This is a genomic window from Pseudomonas sp. TE3899, from assembly GCF_056279105.1.
Window position 1 is genome coordinate 6,163,642 of the sequence record NZ_JBWBQR010000001.1, and the last position, 17,615, is coordinate 6,181,256.

A 17,615-nucleotide genomic window follows, 5' to 3' on the forward strand; every position below is an offset into this window, starting at 1 on the left:
ATCCGTCACGCCACCAAATCGTTGGCGCTGAAGGTGTTTACACCGACCAGCTGGATTTCGAAGTCGGCACCCGCGTTGCCGCTGACATTACCGGAAAGGATATGGTCGACGAAACGTAGCTGTCCGGCACCACTGAAGTCACCGCCGCCAATGAAGGTGAAGCCATTGAAGCCGTTGAGCTGCAGATTGGCATCGAACTGCGTCAGGTCGATCTTGTCGCCTTGCAGGGTGTTGAAGTCAGTGATGACATCACGATTGCTGCCGTTACCCATGTCAGCGACAGTGCTGAACACGAACGTGTCCGCACCAGCTCCACCTGTCAGCGAATCCGTACCGGCGCCGCCGTTCAGAGTGTTGCTGTCCGCATTGCCGGTCAGGGTGTTGCTCAGGCTGTTGCCGGTGACGCTAAACGCGCCGCTGCCCAGCAACAGAACGTCCTCGACATTCTGCAGATTGCCCAGGCCAAGATCGATGACATGGTCCTGCGCCGTGGCGCTGTAGACCACGTACACGGTGTCCTTGCCTTCGTTGGCGTTTTCCTGGATCAGGGCCATTTCACCGAGCTGATCGACGTCATAGATGTCGTTGCCCTTGCCGCCGATCATGGTGTCCAGGCCGGCGCGACCGTTGAGCTCGTTGTCGCCTTCGTTGCCGATCATCACGTTGTTCTGGGCATTGCCGATGGCATAAATGTTGTCGTTGCCCGTCAGCGTGATGTTTTCCAGGTTGGCCCCGAGTGCGTAGTTGACCGAGGCGCGCACGGTGTCGATTTCGCTGGCCAGGGTACTGGTTTCGCTGATCACGTCGCCAACGTTGTCGATGATGTAGGTATCGTTGCCTGCACCGCCCGCGAGGTAGTCACCGCCAATCCCGCCATCGAGGATGTTGTTGCCAGCATTGCCGATGATGATGTTGCTCGAGGCGTTGCCGGTGCCGTTGAGGTTGGCCGAGCCCAGCAGAGTGAGGTATTCGAGGTTGGTGCCCAGGGTGAAGTCGATCGTGCTGGCGACGGCATCGATTTCCGAAGTCGAGGTGCCATTTTCGATGATCACGTCACCGACGTTGTCGACGTAGTAGTTGTCGTTGCCGGCGCCGCCGTCCAGGGTATCCGCACCGAGGCCGCCATCCAGCGTGTTGCTGTCGGCATTGCCGATCAAGGTGTTGTTCAGACTGTTGCCGGTGACGCTAAACGCCCCGGTGCCGAGCAATTGAACGTTCTCGACATTCTGCAGATTGCTCAGGCCCAGATTGATGGCATTGTCCTGCGCCGTGGCGTTGTAGACCACGTACACGGTGTCCGTGCCTTCGTTGGCGTTCTCTCGGATCAGGGCCAATTCACCTTTCTGGTCGACGTCATAGATGTCGTTGCCCTTGCCGCCGATCATGGTGTCCAGGCCGACGCGACCGTTGAGCTCGTTGTCGCCGTCGTTGCCGATCATCACATTGTTCTGGGCGTTGCCGATGGCATAAATGTTGTCGTTGCCCGTCAGCGTGATGTTTTCCAGGTTGGCCCCGAGTGCGTAGTTGACCGAGGCGCGCACGGTGTCGATTTCGCTGGCCAGGGTGCTGGTTTCGCTGATCACGTCGCCGACGTTGTCGACGATGTAGGTGTCGTTGCCGGTACCGCCCGCCAGGTAATCGCCACCTATGCCGCCATCGAGGACGTTGTTGCCGGCATTGCCGATGATCACGTTGTTCGAGGCGTTGCCGGTGCCGTTGAGGTTGGCCGAACCCAGCAGGGTCAGGTATTCGAGGTTGGCGCCCAGGGTGTAATCAACCGTGGTGGCGACGGCATCGATTTCCGAGGCCGAAGTGCCGTTTTCGATGATCACGTCATCGGCGTTGTCGACGTAGTAACTGTCGTTGCCAGCGCCGCCGTCCATCGTATCGGCGCCGATGAAGCCGTCGAGAATGTTGTTGCCATCGTTGCCGATCAGCACGTTGTTCAGGGCGTTGCCGGTGGCGTAGAGGTTATCGCTGCCGGTGAGAGTGAGGTTTTCCAGGTTGGCGCCGAGGGTATAGCTGACCGAGGCGCGCACGGTGTCGATTTCGTTGACCAGGGTGCTGGTTTCATTAACGAAATCGCCGACGTTATCGACGATATAGGTATCGTTGCCCGCTTCGCCCGCCAGGTAATCGCCGCCAGCACCGCCATCGAGGATGTTGTTGCCGGCATTGCCGATGATGATGTTGTTTGAGGCGTTGCCGGTGCCGTTGAGGTTGGCCGAGCCCAGCAGGGTCAGGTATTCAATATTGGCGCTCAGGGTGTAGTCGACAGTCGTGCTGACAGCGTCGATTTCCGATGCCGAGGTGCCACGTTCGATGATCACGTCACCGACGTTGTCGACGAAGTAGTTGTCGTTGCCGGCGCCGCCGTCCATGGTGTCGGCGCCGATGCCGCCATCCAGCGTGTTGCTGTCGCCATTGCCGATCAAGGTGTTGTTCAGGCTATTGCCGGTAACGGAAAATTCGCCGGTGCCCAGTAATCGAACGTCCTCGACATTCTGCAGATTGCTCTGCCCCAGATTGATGGCATGGTCCTGCGTCGTGGCGTAGTAGACAACGTAGAGAGTGTCCTTGCCTTCGTTGGCGTTTTCCTGGATCAGGGCCATTTCACCGGGTTGGTCGACGTCGTAGATGTCGTTGCCCTTGCCGCCGATCATGGTGTCCAGGCCGGCGCGACCGTTGAGCTCGTTGTCGCCGTCGTTGCCGATCATCACATTGTTCTGGGCGTTGCCGATTGCATAAATGTTGTCGTTGCCCGTCAGCGTGATGTTTTCCAGGTTGGCCCCGAGTGCGTAGTTGACCGAGGCGCGCACGGTGTCGATTTCGCTGGCCAGGGTGCTGGTTTCGCTGATCACGTCGCCAACGTTGTCGATGATGTAGGTATCGTTGCCTGCACCGCCCGCCAGGTAGTCGCCGCCAATACCACCATCAAGAATGTTGTTGCCGGCATTGCCGATGATGATGTTGTTCGAGGCGTTGCCGGTGCCGTTGAGGTTGGCCGAACCCAGCAGGGTCAGGTACTCGAGGTTAGCGCCCAGGGTGAAGTCGATCGTGCTGGCGACGGCATCGATTTCCGAGGTCGAGGTGCCCCGTTCGATGACCACGTCCCCGACGTTGTCGACGTAGTAGTTGTCGTTGCCGGCACCGCCGTCCAGGGTGTCGGCGCCGAGGCCGCCATCAAGGGTGTTGCTGTCGGCATTGCCGATCAAGGTGTTGTTCAGACTGTTGCCGGTGACGCTAAACGCCCCGGTGCCCAGCAATTGAACGTTCTCGACATTCTGCAGGTTGCCCAGGCCCAGATTGATGGCGTTGTCCTGCGCCGTGGCGTCGTAGACCACGTACACGGTGTCCGTGCCTTCGTTGGCGTTCTCTCGGATCAGGGCCAATTCACCTTTCTGGTCGACGTCATAGATGTCGTTGCCCTTGCCGCCGATCATGGTGTCCAGGCCGGCGCGACCGTTGAGCTCGTTGTCGCCGTCGTTGCCGGTCAGCACATTGTTCTGGGTATTGCCGATGGCGTAGAGGTTGGCGGTGCCCGTCAGCGTGAGGTTATCCAGGTTGGCACCCAGGGCGTAGTTGACCGAGGCGAGTACGCTGTCGACATCGAATCCCCCTTGCATTTCGTTGATGACATCGCTGACGTTATCGACGATGTAGGTGTCATTGCCCCAGCCGCCCTCCAAGTAGTCGGCGCCAGCGCCGCCGTCCAGAATATTGTCGAAGGAGTTGCCAATAATGCGGTTGTCCTGGGCGTTGCCTGTTCCGTTGAGGTTGCCGAAGTTTCCGAGGTTCAAGTTCTCGATATTGGCGCTCAGGGTGTAGCTGACCGTGCTGTTGACAGTATCGATTTCCGAGGCCGAAATGCCTCGTTCGATGATGACGTCACCGACGTTGTCGACGACATAGGTGTCGTTCCCGCCGCCGCCTTCCATGGTGTCGGCACCCGCACCGCCGTCAATTACGTTGTTATCGGCATTACCCGTCAGGACGTTGTTCAGGCTGTTGCCTGTCAGGTCGAACGAACCGCTGCCTAGCAGCCGAATATTTTCGACGTTCTGCAGATTGCCGCGCAGGTCAATGGAGTCGATGCGAAAGTACTTGTCGTAGACGATATTGAGCGTGTCGATCCCCTCATTGGCGTTTTCCTGGACAAGCGTCAGCTCCCCTGACTGGTCGATGTTATAGATATCGTTGCCTTTGCCGCCAATCATGGTGTCCAGGCCGGAGCGACCGTTGAGCTCATTGTCGCCGTCGTTGCCGATCATCACGTTGTTCTGGGCGTTACCGATGGCATAGATGTCGTCGGTGCCCGTCAGCGTGATGTTTTCCAGGTTGGCGCCAAGCGTGTAGTTGACCGAGGCGCGCACGGTGTCGATTTCGCTGGCCAGGGTACTGGTTTCGCTGATCACGTCGCCGACGTTATCGATGATGTAGGTGTCGTTGCCCGTGCCGCCCGCCAGGTAGTCGCCGCCAATGCCGCCATCGAGGATGTTGTTGCCGGCATTACCGATGATCACATTGTTCGAGGTGTTGCCACTGCCGTTGAGGTTGGCCGAGCCGAGCAGGGTCAGGTACTCGAGGTTGGCACCCAGGGTGTAATCAACCGTGGTGGCGACGGCATCGATTTCCGAGGCCGAAGTGCCGGTTTCGATGACCACGTCCCCGACGTTGTCGACGTAATAACTGTCGTTGCCGGCGCCGCCGTCCAGGGTGTCGGCACCCGTGCCGCCGTCGAGAACGTTGTTGCCACTGTTGCCGGTCAGCACGTTGTCCAGGGCGTTGCCGGTGGCGTAGAGGTTGCCCGCACCGGTAAGAGTGAGGTTTTCCAGGTTGGCGCCGAGGGTGTAGTTGATCGAGGCGCGCACGGTGTCGATTTCGCTGGCCAGGGTGCTGGTTTCGCTGATGACATCGCCAACGTTGTCGATGATGTAGGTATCGTTGCCCGTGCCGCCCGCCAGGTAGTCGCCGCCAATGCCGCCATCAAGGATGTTGTTGCCGGCATTACCAATGATGACGTTGTTCGAGGCGTTGCCGGTGCCGCTGAGGTTGGCGGAACCCAGCAGGGTCAGGTATTCGAGGTTGGCGCCCAGGGTGTAGTCAATCGTTGAGGCGACGGCGTCGATTTCCGAGGCCGAAGTGCCCCGTTCGATGACCACATCACCGACGTTGTCGACGTAGTAGTTGTCGTTGCCGGCGCCGCCATCCAGGGTGTCGGCGCCGATGCCGCCATCGAGGGTGTTGTTGCCCGCATTGCCGGTCAGGACGTTGTTAAGCTCATTGCCGTTGAGAGCGAGACTGGCAGTGCCCAGCAGCGAGCCGTCTTCGATATTGGCACCGAGGTTGTAGCTGACGGCTGTGCGAACCTCGTCGCGACCTTCGTTCGCCAGTTCGACGACGGTGTCGTCGAGGCCGCTGATGAAATAGATATCGTTACCGGTGCCTCCGCTCAGAGTGTCGGCACCCGCACCGCCGTCCAGCACATCATTGCCAGCGCCACCCCTAAGGTTGTTGGCGAAGACATTGCCGATCAGGATGTTGTCCTGATTGTTGCCCTGCACATCGAAGGCGCCTGCACCGTTGAGGGTGACGTTTTCGAAGTTGCCCAGCGTGCTGCCGTTCAAATCAATGAGGGTGTTGCTGGCCACGTCATAGGTGAGGACGAGTGTATCGAAGCCCTGACTGGAAATTTCCTTCACCAGATCCAGTTCACCCGCCTGGTCGATGATGTAGGAGTCGTCACCTGCGCCACCGATCAGGGTGTCCAGGCCGCCCATGCCGTTGAGAATGTTGTCGGCGTTATTACCGGTCAGGACGTTGTCCTGGCTGTTACCGGTCGCGTTGATAGTGCCGGTGCCGGTCAGCTCGAGGTTTTCCAGGTTGGCGACGAGGGTCCAGCTCAGCGACGCTCTGACCGTGTCGATCTCGGTGGTCAGGCTGCTGGTTTCGCTGATGACATCGCCCAGGTTGTCGACGACGTAAGTGTCATTGCCCGCGCCGCCAATCAGGGTGTCGGCGCCCGTATCGCCGTCGAGAATGTTGTTGCCGGCATTACCGGTGATGACGTTGTTCGAGGCGTTGCCATATGCATTGATGTTGGCATTGGTGAGCAGCGTGAGATTTTCGACGTTGGCGCTGCTGACGAGGTTGTAGGTGACGGTGGAAAAAACCGAGTCGAGTTCCGTGGCGGACGTGCCGGTTTCGACGACGACGTCATCACGATTGTCGACGTAGTAGGTGTCGTTACCTGCGCCGCCGTACATGGTATCCACGCCTTCACGACCATCCAGGACGTTATTCAGGGCATTGCCTTTCAAGACGTCGTTGAATGTCGAGCCGATGGCGTTTTCGATCTTGGTGCCATAGGCAATCGCTAGGCCGCTGTTGAACGCGTGCGTGGTGCCGCTCGTGTACTGCTCGAAAGAGACGCCGATTGAACTGAACGCGCCCTCGTTCAAGTCGAGGTTAACCGAAATCAGTTGGTTACTGGCGTCGATTGTGTCGGTACCACCTGAGTCCCAGATGGTTTCGAAAATTTTGTCGTAGGACTGCCAGCTATACACATTGTCGCCGGCGTGCCATTGCGTGTTGGCGCCATACAATTTCTGTATCGCGAGGATATCCAGCAACATGGGGGTCGTAGGTTCATACGAGTAGTTGTTGTTGTAGCTCATGACCGTGTAGCGGACATCGTCCAGCGCAGGGTCAAGAATCGTCGTGTTCAACGTGCTGGCCGAGAACGGGTGCTTGAGGCCGATGGCATGCCCGATCTCATGGATATAGGTCATGAAATCGTACGAACCGTTGATCGAGAACTCACCGGCTGGATCGCCGATCCAGACATCGCCGCCGTTGGGCCCGCTCGATGGCGTATAGGCCCAGGCAGCCGCCTGATCCTTCATGTCCGCGTAGCCACCGAAACGCAAGTCACCGACGTTCGAAATGTTGTCGGTGGTCTGTGTAAAATTGATGTTGGCGACAGCACTCCAGGTGCTCAGCGCTCTGATGATCCCGCCCTTTTGGTCCAGCGACAGGTCGTACATCGCCTTGTATTCATTTTCAGGGCTGTAGTTGAAAGCGAAATACGACGTGCTGGCCGCCATGAAGCTATAGGTCAGATTCGTCGTCCCGTTGGAACCGAGCCAATAAGTCCCGGCCAGCAGGCTGTCCAGGGTTTTAACGCCGGTCAGCGAAGAATACGAACTTGGGGTAGAACCAGTTGGAGTAGGCATGCGGAATTCCTGAGCGCGCTGCGGTCCTTCCTGGATGCGACCGCTACAAAAGTATGATTTTGCACCAGAGCGGGTACATTTGACATCAATAGGCCACTATTTTTTGATGGCTGGCGTCAAATAACTGGCCTGGCGAACTGTATCGGCGAGTGGCGTAGAATCCTGAAGCACGCTGCACCGCCTTCCGTCCACTAAAGGCCATTCATTTCCATGACTGTTCCTCGTTCCATGTTGATCCGCGAAACGTTCCCCGTCGGCCCTCTCCAGTGCAACTGCACCATCATCGGCGACCCGATCACTAAAAAAGCCATCGTCGTCGATCCCGGCGGCAATCACGAGTTGATCCTGGCCCGACTCGACGCACTGGGCCTGAAGGTGGTCAGCATCATCCACACCCACGCGCACCTCGATCACTTCCTGGCCTCCGGTCAGTTGAAAGAGAAAACCGGCGCCACCCTGCACCTGCACAAAGAAGATCAATTCCTCTGGGACAACCTGGAAATGCAATGCCAGATGTTCGGCGTGCCTTACACGCCAGTACCAGCGCCGGATCGCTGGCTGGCCGATGACGAAGAACTGGCCTGCGGTTGCGGTGTGGCGCTTCATACGCCGGGGCATACGCCAGGTTCCATGAGCTTTTGGTTTTCAGAAGCTAAGCTGCTGATTGCCGGTGACACGTTGTTCAAGCGCGGGGTAGGGCGCACGGATTTGTGGGGTGGCGATCAGGCGACCATCGTGCGTTCGATCAAGCAACGGCTGTATACCCTCGACGAGGAAGCTATCGTTGTCACCGGGCATGGTCCGGACACGCGCCTGGGCGATGAGATGCGCGAGAACCCTTTTGTGCGTGCCTGAATTGTAACCAGTGGAATTTTTACTCGCGCCAATGATCCAACGCCCGCATAGGCCGATGCCTGGGCCCGTTGCACCACAGAATGCAAAAGTAGGAGCTCTTCATGTTCACCAAGCAGCGTTTGATTATTGTCGCAACGGCTGTGGCCCTGTTGTCCGGCTGCGCTTCACCTAATCCTTATGACAACCAGGGGCAGGCCGACAGCGGCTCCCAGGGCATGAGCAAAACCGCCAAGTACGGTGGCCTCGGCGCCTTGGCTGGTGCGTTGGCCGGTGCCGCCATCGGTCACGATAACCGTGGTAAAGGCGCGTTGATTGGCGCTGCGGTCGTGGGGGCTTCCGCCGCCGGTTACGGTTACTACGCCGACCAGCAGGAGAAAAAGCTGCGGGCCAGCATGGCCAATACCGGGGTTGAGGTGCAGCGCCAGGGCGATCAGATCAAGCTGATCATGCCGGGTAACATCACCTTCGCCACTGATTCGGCGAACATCGCTTCAAGCTTCTACCAGCCGTTGAACAACCTGGCGGGCTCGCTCAAGGAATTCAGCCAGAACCAGATCGAGATCGTCGGCTACACCGACAGCACGGGTGCTCGCCAGCACAACATGGACCTGTCCCAGCGTCGCGCCCAGAGCGTGGCGACTTACCTGACCTCCCAAGGTGTGAGCGGGGCCAACCTGTCGGCACGCGGTGCCGGGCCGGATAACCCGATTGCCAGCAACGGTGACGTCAATGGCCGGGCGCAGAACCGTCGGGTCGAGGTCAACCTGAAGGCAATTCCGGGCCAGCAGTATCAGCAGCAGGGGCAGCCTGTTCAGCAGTACCAGTAATAGCCTGACTGAACCCCAGGCGTAAAAAAGCCCGCCCGATCCTCAACAGATCGGGCGGGCTTTTTTGTAGTGCGCGAAACCTGATTACTTCTTCAGGCCGTAATGCTCATCGAGCATGCCCGGCGCGTTCGGGGCTTTGGGCGCGTAGTCGCGAGGCGGCTCCTGATTGCGCGGCGGCGTCAGGCGTTCCCGTGGTGCCACGGCTGCGTCAGCGTGCAGGGCGGCCAGCAGGCGTTGGCGAGTCTGCTCGTCCAGGGCCAGGCGGTTGGCACCCTCGGCGAGATGATCCTGCACGTCCTGATAGCTGGCAGTCAGTTTCTTGACCAGCGAGGCCGTGCTGTTGAAGTGAGTAACCACCTCGTTCTGATAACTGTCGAAACGTTCCTGAATGTCATCCAGCTGACGTTGCGTGCTGCTGGGAGCGGCATTCGGCACCAGGCGAGCGATCAGGAAACCAACGGCGACACCCACAACCAGGGCAAGAGTCGGCAACAACCAAACTAAGAGCGAGTGTTCCACGAGTCCTTCCTCTATAAACGGCTTTGCTTTACGTTAACGGCTCGAACCTGCGCTGTATACCGCGATTCACTCGCAATAGATTGGCACAGACAATTTGCTAGACGAGTCGACCCGATTCGAGGTCACGGAGTTCCTTCCTTGCTTATGCGCGAAACCCCTGTAGTGATTGATGGCCCGGTCGGCCAACTGGAAGCCCTTTACCTGGAGAGCGAGCAGCCCCGCGGCCTGGCGCTGATCTGTCATCCGAACCCGGTGCAGGGCGGCACCATGCTCAACAAAGTCGTCTCGACCTTGCAGCGCACTGCGCGTGACGCCGGTTTGATTACTTTACGTTTCAACTACCGTGGCGTCGGCGCCAGCGCCGGTACCCACGATATGGGCACCGCGGCGAAGTCGACGACGCCCAGGCAGTGGCCGAATGGCTGCGAGTCAAACACCCCGAGTTGCCGCTGACGCTGTTCGGATTCTCCTTCGGCGGTTTTGTTGCAGCAAGTCTCGGCGGACGTCTGGAAGCCAAGGGTGAGCAGCTCAAGCACCTGTTCATGGTCGCGCCGGCGGTGATGCGTCTGGGCGATCAGGATCAACTGCCGCAGCAAGGCGAGCTGACCCTGATCCAGCCGGAAACCGATGAAGTCATCGATCCGCAGCTTGTTTACGAATGGTCCGACAAACTCGATCGCCCCCATGAGCTGCTGAAAGTGGCAGAATGCGGACACTTTTTTCATGGCAAGCTGACCGATCTCAAGGATCTGATCCTGCCGCGTCTTTCGAATTGATTGCAGTCTGACAAGCGATTACCCATGACGACTCGTACCCGTATCCTCACTGGCATCACCACCACCGGCACGCCGCACCTGGGCAATTACGCCGGCGCCATCCGCCCGGCGATCCTGGCCAGCCGTGACAGCAATGCCGATTCGTTCTATTTCCTGGCCGACTATCACGCCCTGATCAAATGCGATGACCCGCTGCGCATTCAGCGCTCGCGTCTGGAAATCGCTGCGACCTGGCTGGCCGGTGGCCTGGATGTGGACCGCGTGACCTTCTATCGCCAGTCCGACATCCCGGAAATCCCCGAGCTGACCTGGCTGCTGACCTGCGTCGCCGCCAAGGGCCTGCTCAATCGCGCCCACGCCTACAAGGCCTCGGTGGACAAGAACGTCGAGACCGGCGAAGACCCGGACGCCGGCATCACCATGGGCTTGTACAGCTACCCGGTGCTGATGGCTGCCGACATTCTGATGTTCAACGCCCACAAGGTGCCGGTCGGTCGTGACCAGATCCAGCACGTGGAAATGGCCCGTGACATCGGCCAGCGCTTCAACCATTTGTTCGGTCAGGGCAAAGAGTTCTTCACCATGCCCGAGGCGCTGATCGAAGAAAGCGTCGCCACGCTGCCAGGCCTCGACGGTCGCAAGATGTCGAAGAGCTACGACAACACCATTCCGTTGTTCAGCAGCGCCAAGGAAATGAAGGACGCGATTTCGCGGATCGTCACCGACTCCCGCGCGCCGGGCGAAGCGAAAGATCCAGACAACTCGCACCTGTTCACCTTGTTCCAGGCCTTCGCCACCCCGGCGCAGTCCGACGAGTTCCGCCGCGAGTTGTTGCAGGGCCTGGGCTGGGGCGAGGCGAAGAATCGTCTGTTCCAACTGCTGGACAGCGAACTGGGCGAGTCCCGCGAGCGCTATCACCAGTTGATCGAACGTCCGGCAGACCTCGAAGACATGCTGCAGATCGGCGCCAAGAAGGCCCGTTCGGTGGCGACGCCGTTCCTCCACGAACTGCGCGAAGCGGTCGGCCTGCGTTCTTTTGTCGCCCAGACTCAAGTTGCAGCGACCACCAAGAAAAAAGCCGCGAAAGCCGCGCGTTTCGTCAGTTTTCGTGAAGACGACGGCAGCTTCCGCTTCCGTCTGCTCGCGGCCGATGGCGAGCAATTGCTGCTGTCACGCAACTTCGCCGACGGTAAAACCGCTGGTCAGGTGACCAAGCAGCTGCAAGCCGGCCAACCGCTGGACGTGCGCAGCGAAGACCTGAGCTTCAGCGTCTGGCTGGAAGGCGAGTGCGTCGGCGACAGCCCGGCCTTCGCCGACAGCGCCGCTCGCGACGTTGCCATCGACGCCCTGCGCGTGGCGTTGACGCCGGTTCAGGAATAAATCAGCGGCTCGGCCCGACCAAGGGCTGATTGCCATTCTGACGGGCCGTCGCTACAGTGGCGGCCCGTTTTTGTTGCCTTGCTAACGAATTATGACGCCCCTAGAACGATACCAAGCTGATCTGAAACGCCCGGAATTCTTCCATGACGCCGCCCAGGAAACTGCGGTGCGTCATTTGCAGCGCCTGTACGACGACCTGGTCGCGGCCTCGCAGAGCAAGCCGGGCCTGTTCGGCAAACTGTTTGGCAAGAAAGACCAGGCACCGGTCAAGGGCCTGTACTTCTGGGGCGGCGTGGGTCGTGGCAAGACCTACCTGGTCGACACCTTCTTCGAAGCCCTGCCGTTCAAGGAAAAGGTCCGCACTCACTTCCACCGCTTCATGAAGCGCGTGCACGAAGAGATGAAGACCCTCGGTGGCGAGAAAAACCCGCTGACCATCATCGCCAAGCGTTTCTCCGACGAAGCCCGGGTGATCTGTTTCGATGAATTCTTCGTCTCGGACATCACCGACGCGATGATCCTCGGCACGCTGATGGAAGAGCTGTTCAAGAACGGCGTGACTCTGGTCGCGACGTCGAACATCGTGCCGGACGGCCTGTACAAGGACGGCCTGCAACGTGCGCGCTTCCTGCCGGCGATTGCACTGATCAAGCAGAACACCGACATCGTCAACGTCGACAGCGGCGTCGATTACCGTCTGCGCCACCTCGAACAAGCGGAATTGTTCCACTTCCCGCTGGACGAAGCGTCCCAGGAAAGCTTGCGCAAGAGCTTTCGAGCCTTGACGCCGGAATGCACCGCGGCCACCGAAAACGATGTGCTGATGATCGAAAACCGCGAAATCCGTGCCTTGCGCACCTGCGATGACGTGGCCTGGTTCGACTTCCGCGAACTGTGCGACGGCCCGCGCAGCCAGAACGATTACATCGAACTGGGCAAGATCTTCCACGCCGTGCTGCTCAGCGGTGTCGAGCAGATGAGCGTCACCACCGACGACATCGCCCGACGCTTTATCAACATGGTCGACGAGTTCTACGACCGTAACGTGAAGCTGATCATTTCTGCAGAAGTCGAACTTAAAGACCTGTACACCGGCGGTCGCTTGAACTTTGAGTTCCAGCGCACGCTGAGTCGTCTGTTGGAGATGCAGTCCCACGAATTCCTGTCCCGGGCGCATAAGCCGTAGGACGTTTCGGAAAATAAAAAAAGGGCCTGCATTGCAGGCCCTTTTTTATGCGGGCCGATGCTGATCGTTCCCACGCTCTGCGGGGGGAATGCATCCCGTGACGCTCCGCGTCACATTCCGAAGCGCACGCAGAGCGTCCATGGCGGCATTCCCACGCAGAGCGTGGGAACGATCGGTCGGGACGCTTATGCGGCTTGCTGAAATTGCTGCCGATACTGGTTCGGCGACAATTCGGTGTGCTGGCGGAACAGCCGCGCAAAGAAGCTCGCATCGTCGTAGCCGACCTCATAACTGATGGTCTTGATGCTCTTGCGGCTGCCGGACAGCAGGCCCTTGGCGGTTTCGATGCGCAGGCGTTGCAGGTAATGCAGCGGCTTGTCGCCGGTGGCGGTCTGGAAGCGGCGCATGAAGTTGCGGATGCTCATGCCGTGTTCGCGGGCAACGTCTTCGAAGCGGAATTTGTCGGCGAAGTGTTCTTCGAGCCAGTGCTGGATCTGCAGGATGATCACGTCCTGATGCAACTTCTGCCCGCCAAAACCGATGCGCCCCGGCGCATAACTGCGCTGCACTTCGTAGAGAATGTCCCGGGCCACGGCCTGGGCCACGTTGGCGCCGCAGAAGCGTTCGATCAGGTAAATGTAGAGATCGCACGCCGAGGTCGTACCGCCGGCGCAATACAGGTTGTCCGCGTCGGTCAGGTGCTTGTCCTGATTGAGTTGAACCTGCGGATAGCGCTCGGCAAACGCGTTGAAAAAACGCCAGTAGGTGGTCGCTTCCTTGCCATTGAGCAGCCCGGCTTCCGCCAGCCAGAACACCCCGGTGGCTTCGCCGCACAGCACGGCGCCACGGGCGTGTTGTTCGCGCAGCCACGGCAGTACCTGAGGATAACGTTTGCACAGTGTTTCGAAATCGTCCCAGAAGGCCGGGAGGATGATGATGTCAGCGTTTTCCAGGCCGCCGTCCACCGGCATGATCACATCGCTGAAGCTGTTCACCGGTTTGCCGTCGGGGCTGACCAGGCGCGTTTCGAACGCCGGTGTCAGGCCGTGGCCCAGTTGTTTGCCGTAGCGCAGGCTGGCCAGGTGGAAGAAATCCTTGGCTTGCATAAGGGTGGAAGCGAAAACCCGGTCGATAGCCAGGATGCTGACGCGCCGCAGTGGCGTGGAGACTTGGTTAGACATAATTCAACTTTATTCTTATAGGGGAAAGTGGTCACCAGACGGCTGGATCGTCTTATTTTTTGTCTGATGTGTCCAGTGTCCTGTATCGCAAGCGCGGCTTAGGCTCTGAAGGTCAACTTCTTCCAACAATAACGACAGGTGCCCCATGATCCCCAGAACCTTGTTCAGTTCCGAGCACGAACTTTTTCGCGACAGCGTGCGAACGTTCCTCGAAAAAGAGGCCGTGCCGTTCCATGGGCAATGGGAAAAACAGGGCTACATCGACCGCCAGCTGTGGAACAAGGCGGGGGAGGCGGGGATGCTCTGTTCGCACCTGCCGGAAGAATATGGCGGGTTGGGTGCGGACTTTCTCTACAGCGCGGTGGTGATCGAAGAGGTCGGCCGCCTCGGCCTCACAGGGATCGGTTTCTCGCTGCATTCAGACATCGTCGCGCCGTACATCCTGCATTACGGCAGCGAAGCACTGAAGCACAAATACCTGCCAAAACTGGTGTCGGGCGAAATGGTCACGGCCATCGCCATGACCGAGCCGGGTGCCGGCTCCGACCTGCAAGGGGTGAAAACCACCGCCGTGCTGGACGGTGACGAATACGTGATCAACGGCTCGAAAACCTTCATCACCAACGGCTTTCTGGCGGACCTGGTGATTGTCGTCGCCAAGACCGATCCGAAAGCGGGCGCGAAGGGCACCAGTCTGTTTCTGGTGGAAGCCAATACGCCGGGCTTCGCCAAGGGCAAGCGCCTGGAAAAAGTCGGAATGAAGGCTCAGGACACGTCGGAATTGTTCTTCCAGGATGTACGCGTGCCGAAGGAAAACCTCTTGGGACAGGCCGGGATGGGCTTCGCTTACTTGATGCAGGAATTGCCGCAAGAGCGTCTCACCGTGGCTGTCGGCGGACTCGCTTCGGCCGAGGCAGCGCTGCAATGGACACTGGACTACACCCGCGAACGCAAGGCGTTCGGCAAGGCGATTGCCGATTTTCAGAACACTCGCTTCAAACTGGCGGAGATGGCCACCGAGATTCAGATTGGCCGGGTGTTCGTCGACAAATGCCTGGAACTGCACCTGCAAGGCAAGCTGGACGTGCCGACGGCAGCGATGGCGAAATACTGGGGCACCGACCTGCAATGCAAGGTGCTCGACGAGTGCGTGCAGTTGCATGGCGGCTACGGGTTCATGTGGGAATACCCGGTGGCCCGGGCGTGGGCGGATGCGCGGGTGCAGCGGATCTATGCCGGCACCAACGAGATCATGAAGGAGATTATTGCGCGGTCGCTGTAATGCCGCGTGATCGTTCCCACGCTCTGCGTGGGAATGCCGCCGGGGACGCTCCGCGTTCAGCTGTTGAATGTGACGCAGAGCGTCACGAGATGCATTCCCACGCAGGAGCGTGGGAACGATCACTGTTGGTTACGGCGCAGGATTCGGGTGATCCTTGTGAATCGCCTCGATCCCCGCCAGCACTTCGTCGGAAAGCTTCAGCTCGAAACTGGCGATGTTGCTGTCCAACTGCTCAAGCGACGTCGCCCCGATGATGTTGCTGGTCACGAACGGCTGCTGGTTTACGAAAGCCAATGCCATTTGCGCCGGGTCCAGGCCGTGTTCACGGGCCAGGGCCACGTAACGGCTGCACGCTGCTTCCGACTGTGGGTTGAAATAGCGGCTGAAGCGGCTGTAGAGGCTCAGGCGGCCTTTTGGCGGACGGGCGCCACCTTCGTACTTGCCTGACAGGAACCCGAACGCCAGCGGCGAATAGGCCAGCAGGCCGCACTGTTCGCGAATGGCGATTTCCGCCAGGCCGACTTCGAAGCTGCGGTTCAGCAGGTTGTACGGGTTCTGGATCGACACGGCGCGCGGCCAGCCACGGGCTTCGGCCAAGGCCAGGAAACGCATGGTGCCCCACGGGGTTTCATTGGACAGGCCGATGTGGCGGATCTTGCCGGCCTTGACCTGTTCGTCGAGTGCTTCGAGGGTGTCTTCCAGCGGCGTCAGGTTGGCTTCGATCTTGTGCTTGTAGCCCAACTGACCGAAGAAATTGGTGCTGCGCTCCGGCCAGTGCAGTTGGTAGAGATCGATGTAGTCGGTCTGCAGGCGCTTGAGGCTGGCGTCCACGGCTTCGGTGATGTGCTGGCGGTTGTGGCGCAGGTTTTTGTCGCGGATGTAGTCGATGGTGTTGCCCGGGCCGGCGATCTTGCTGGCCAGGATCCAGTCGGCACGATCGCCGCGACTCTTGAAGTAATTGCCGATGTAGCGCTCGGTGGTGGCGTAGGTGTCGGCCTTGGGAGGCACCGGGTACATTTCGGCGGTATCGATGAAATTGATCCCGGCGCTCTTGGCCCGTTCAATCTGGGCGAAGGCTTCAGCCTCGCTGTTTTGCTCGCCCCAGGTCATGGTTCCGAGGCAGATTGCACTCACGTTCAGATCGGTTCGGCCTAGCTGTCGATAATCCATCGGGTGCTCCTTGGGCAAAACAATCATAAAAGCAGGTTGAATATTTTTTCGCAATCTGCATAATTGCCCACCTCTTTATGCAGTGGAAGTGATGCGCCGCCTGCGGAAGAGATCTTGCCGTTGAACGGACGCGCCGACCCGAGCCCCCGATAGCGTCTGTATCCGGCTGCCTTTGACTTGTCAAAGCACGCACTATTCAGTAAGATCCGCCGTCTAATTTACAGGGCGGCCCCTGAGGCTATTAAAGAATGACAACTTTTACTGCAAAACCAGAAACAGTTGTGCGCGACTGGTTTGTCGTCGACGCCGCTGGTCAGACCCTGGGTCGTCTGGCTACCGAAATCGCGAGCCGTCTGCGTGGCAAGCATAAAGCTGAGTACACTCCTCACGTTGACACCGGCGATTACATCGTCGTTATCAATGCCGAGCAGGTTCGTGTAACCGGTGCTAAAACCACCGACAAAATCTACTACTCCCACTCCGGTTTCCCGGGTGGCATCAAGTCGATCAGTTTCGAAAAACTGATCGCCAAGAAGCCTGAATCCCCGATCGAGATCGCGGTTAAAGGTATGCTGCCGAAGGGCCCACTGGGTCGCGACATGTATCGCAAGCTGAAAGTCTATGCGGGCGCTGCTCACCCTCATGCTGCTCAGCAGCCCCAAGAACTGAAGTTTTAACGGAATAGTTCATTATGTCGGCGACTCAAAATTACGGCACTGGCCGTCGCAAGACCGCAACCGCACGCGTTTTCCTGCGTCCGGGTACTGGTAACATCTCCATCAACAACCGCACCCTGGAAAATTTCTTCGGTCGCGAAACTGCCCGCATGGTAGTTCGTCAGCCGCTGGAACTGACTGAGACTGTCGAGAAATTCGACATCTACGTCACCGTGATCGGTGGTGGTGTAAGTGGTCAAGCTGGCGCAATCCGCCACGGTATCACTCGCGCACTGATGCAGTACGACGAAACCCTGCGTGGCGCTCTGCGCAAAGCTGGCTTCGTTACTCGCGATGCTCGCGAAGTTGAACGTAAGAAAGTTGGTCTGCGTAAAGCGCGTAAGCGTCCGCAGTACTCGAAGCGTTAATTCGCTTCCACGTTCAAAAAGAACGCCCATCTCCTCACGGAGCTGGGCGTTTTTTTGTGCGTGCGATTTCTCAAAGAATTGCGCTGTGACAACTTGCCACAGCCGTAGAGCCCCTATACT

General features: G+C 58.9%; 11 protein-coding genes and 1 pseudogene. 8 read left to right on the plus strand and 4 right to left on the minus strand.

All coding sequences use genetic code 11. The annotated features are described in order from the left end of the window. Positions 1–5: 5 nt before the first annotated feature. Positions 6–7,235: a matrixin family metalloprotease gene (locus tag ACZ89E_RS28110; RefSeq protein WP_476256813.1), complete on the minus strand. Its 7,230-nt coding sequence runs from the start codon at positions 7,233–7,235 to the stop codon at positions 6–8. A 210-nt stretch (positions 7,236–7,445) separates the two neighbouring features. Between ACZ89E_RS28110 and ACZ89E_RS28115 the strand changes: the two genes are divergently transcribed. Both ACZ89E_RS28115 and ACZ89E_RS28120 read left to right on the plus strand, forming a co-directional pair. Next, positions 7,446–8,090, plus strand: a complete 645-nt coding sequence (locus ACZ89E_RS28115) for an MBL fold metallo-hydrolase (protein WP_149661106.1) — start codon at positions 7,446–7,448, stop codon at positions 8,088–8,090. Between the two features lie 101 nt (positions 8,091–8,191). Next, complete coding sequence (locus tag ACZ89E_RS28120) at positions 8,192–8,917, plus strand: YiaD family glycine zipper/OmpA-like lipoprotein (RefSeq protein ID WP_149661105.1); 726 nt, start codon at positions 8,192–8,194, stop codon at positions 8,915–8,917. 84 nt (positions 8,918–9,001) lie between these two features. Here ACZ89E_RS28120 and ACZ89E_RS28125 read toward each other — a convergent pair whose 3' ends face one another. Beyond that, positions 9,002–9,436, minus strand: a complete 435-nt coding sequence (locus ACZ89E_RS28125; RefSeq protein ID WP_123410141.1) for a Z-ring associated ZapG family protein — start codon at positions 9,434–9,436, stop codon at positions 9,002–9,004. Between the two features lie 144 nt (positions 9,437–9,580). Here ACZ89E_RS28125 and ACZ89E_RS28130 point away from each other — a divergent pair. The 3 genes and pseudogenes from ACZ89E_RS28130 (at position 9,581) to zapE (ending at position 12,778) form a co-directional block, all read left to right on the plus strand. Then, a pseudogene (locus ACZ89E_RS28130) lies at positions 9,581–10,212 on the plus strand (alpha/beta hydrolase). Positions 10,213–10,236: 24 nt separating this feature from the next. Beyond that, on the plus strand, positions 10,237–11,592 hold the full coding sequence (locus tag ACZ89E_RS28135) for a tryptophan--tRNA ligase (protein ID WP_476256814.1): 1,356 nt from the start codon (positions 10,237–10,239) through the stop codon (positions 11,590–11,592). A gap of 91 nt (positions 11,593–11,683) precedes the next feature. Next, on the plus strand, positions 11,684–12,778 hold the full coding sequence (gene zapE, locus ACZ89E_RS28140) for a cell division protein ZapE (protein WP_123410144.1): 1,095 nt from the start codon (positions 11,684–11,686) through the stop codon (positions 12,776–12,778). A 185-nt stretch (positions 12,779–12,963) separates the two neighbouring features. On the opposite strand, the gene ACZ89E_RS28145 is transcribed toward zapE, so the two are convergent. After that, the gene (locus tag ACZ89E_RS28145; RefSeq protein ID WP_177332697.1) at positions 12,964–13,860 is read right to left on the minus strand and encodes a GlxA family transcriptional regulator; all 897 of its coding nucleotides are present in this window, start codon (positions 13,858–13,860) and stop codon (positions 12,964–12,966) included. A gap of 244 nt (positions 13,861–14,104) precedes the next feature. Here ACZ89E_RS28145 and ACZ89E_RS28150 point away from each other — a divergent pair, with 244 nt between their 5' ends. Further along, positions 14,105–15,241 (plus strand): acyl-CoA dehydrogenase family protein, encoded by a 1,137-nt coding sequence (locus ACZ89E_RS28150; RefSeq protein ID WP_054613556.1) that lies wholly within the window; start codon positions 14,105–14,107, stop codon positions 15,239–15,241. Positions 15,242–15,370: 129 nt separating this feature from the next. Here ACZ89E_RS28150 and ACZ89E_RS28155 read toward each other — a convergent pair whose 3' ends face one another. Next, positions 15,371–16,411, minus strand: a complete 1,041-nt coding sequence (locus tag ACZ89E_RS28155) for an NADP(H)-dependent aldo-keto reductase (protein WP_476256815.1) — start codon at positions 16,409–16,411, stop codon at positions 15,371–15,373. A 248-nt stretch (positions 16,412–16,659) separates the two neighbouring features. Between ACZ89E_RS28155 and rplM the strand changes: the two genes are divergently transcribed. Then, positions 16,660–17,088 carry a 50S ribosomal protein L13 gene (gene rplM / locus ACZ89E_RS28160; protein ID WP_092278175.1) on the plus strand — a complete coding sequence of 143 codons (429 nt, stop codon included), beginning with the start codon at positions 16,660–16,662 and terminating at the stop codon, positions 17,086–17,088. A gap of 14 nt (positions 17,089–17,102) precedes the next feature. Next, positions 17,103–17,495, plus strand: a complete 393-nt coding sequence (rpsI, locus tag ACZ89E_RS28165) for a 30S ribosomal protein S9 (RefSeq protein ID WP_003216038.1) — start codon at positions 17,103–17,105, stop codon at positions 17,493–17,495. Positions 17,496–17,615: the final 120 nt, after the last annotated feature.

Bases quoted from the DNA above. Each gene is read 5' to 3' on its own strand.
- ACZ89E_RS28120 (WP_149661105.1), top strand. From the start codon at position 8,192: ATGTTCACCAAGCAGCGTTTGATTATTGTCGCAACGGCTGTGGCCCTG.
- ACZ89E_RS28150 (WP_054613556.1), top strand. From the start codon at position 14,105: ATGATCCCCAGAACCTTGTTCAGTTCCGAGCACGAACTTTTTCGCGAC.
- ACZ89E_RS28110 (WP_476256813.1), bottom strand. From the start codon at position 7,235: ATGCCTACTCCAACTGGTTCTACCCCAAGTTCGTATTCTTCGCTGACC.
- zapE (WP_123410144.1), top strand. From the start codon at position 11,684: ATGACGCCCCTAGAACGATACCAAGCTGATCTGAAACGCCCGGAATTC.
- rpsI (WP_003216038.1), top strand. From the start codon at position 17,103: ATGTCGGCGACTCAAAATTACGGCACTGGCCGTCGCAAGACCGCAACC.
- rplM (WP_092278175.1), top strand. From the start codon at position 16,660: ATGACAACTTTTACTGCAAAACCAGAAACAGTTGTGCGCGACTGGTTT.
- ACZ89E_RS28115 (WP_149661106.1), top strand. From the start codon at position 7,446: ATGACTGTTCCTCGTTCCATGTTGATCCGCGAAACGTTCCCCGTCGGC.
- ACZ89E_RS28135 (WP_476256814.1), top strand. From the start codon at position 10,237: ATGACGACTCGTACCCGTATCCTCACTGGCATCACCACCACCGGCACG.
- ACZ89E_RS28155 (WP_476256815.1), bottom strand. From the start codon at position 16,411: ATGGATTATCGACAGCTAGGCCGAACCGATCTGAACGTGAGTGCAATC.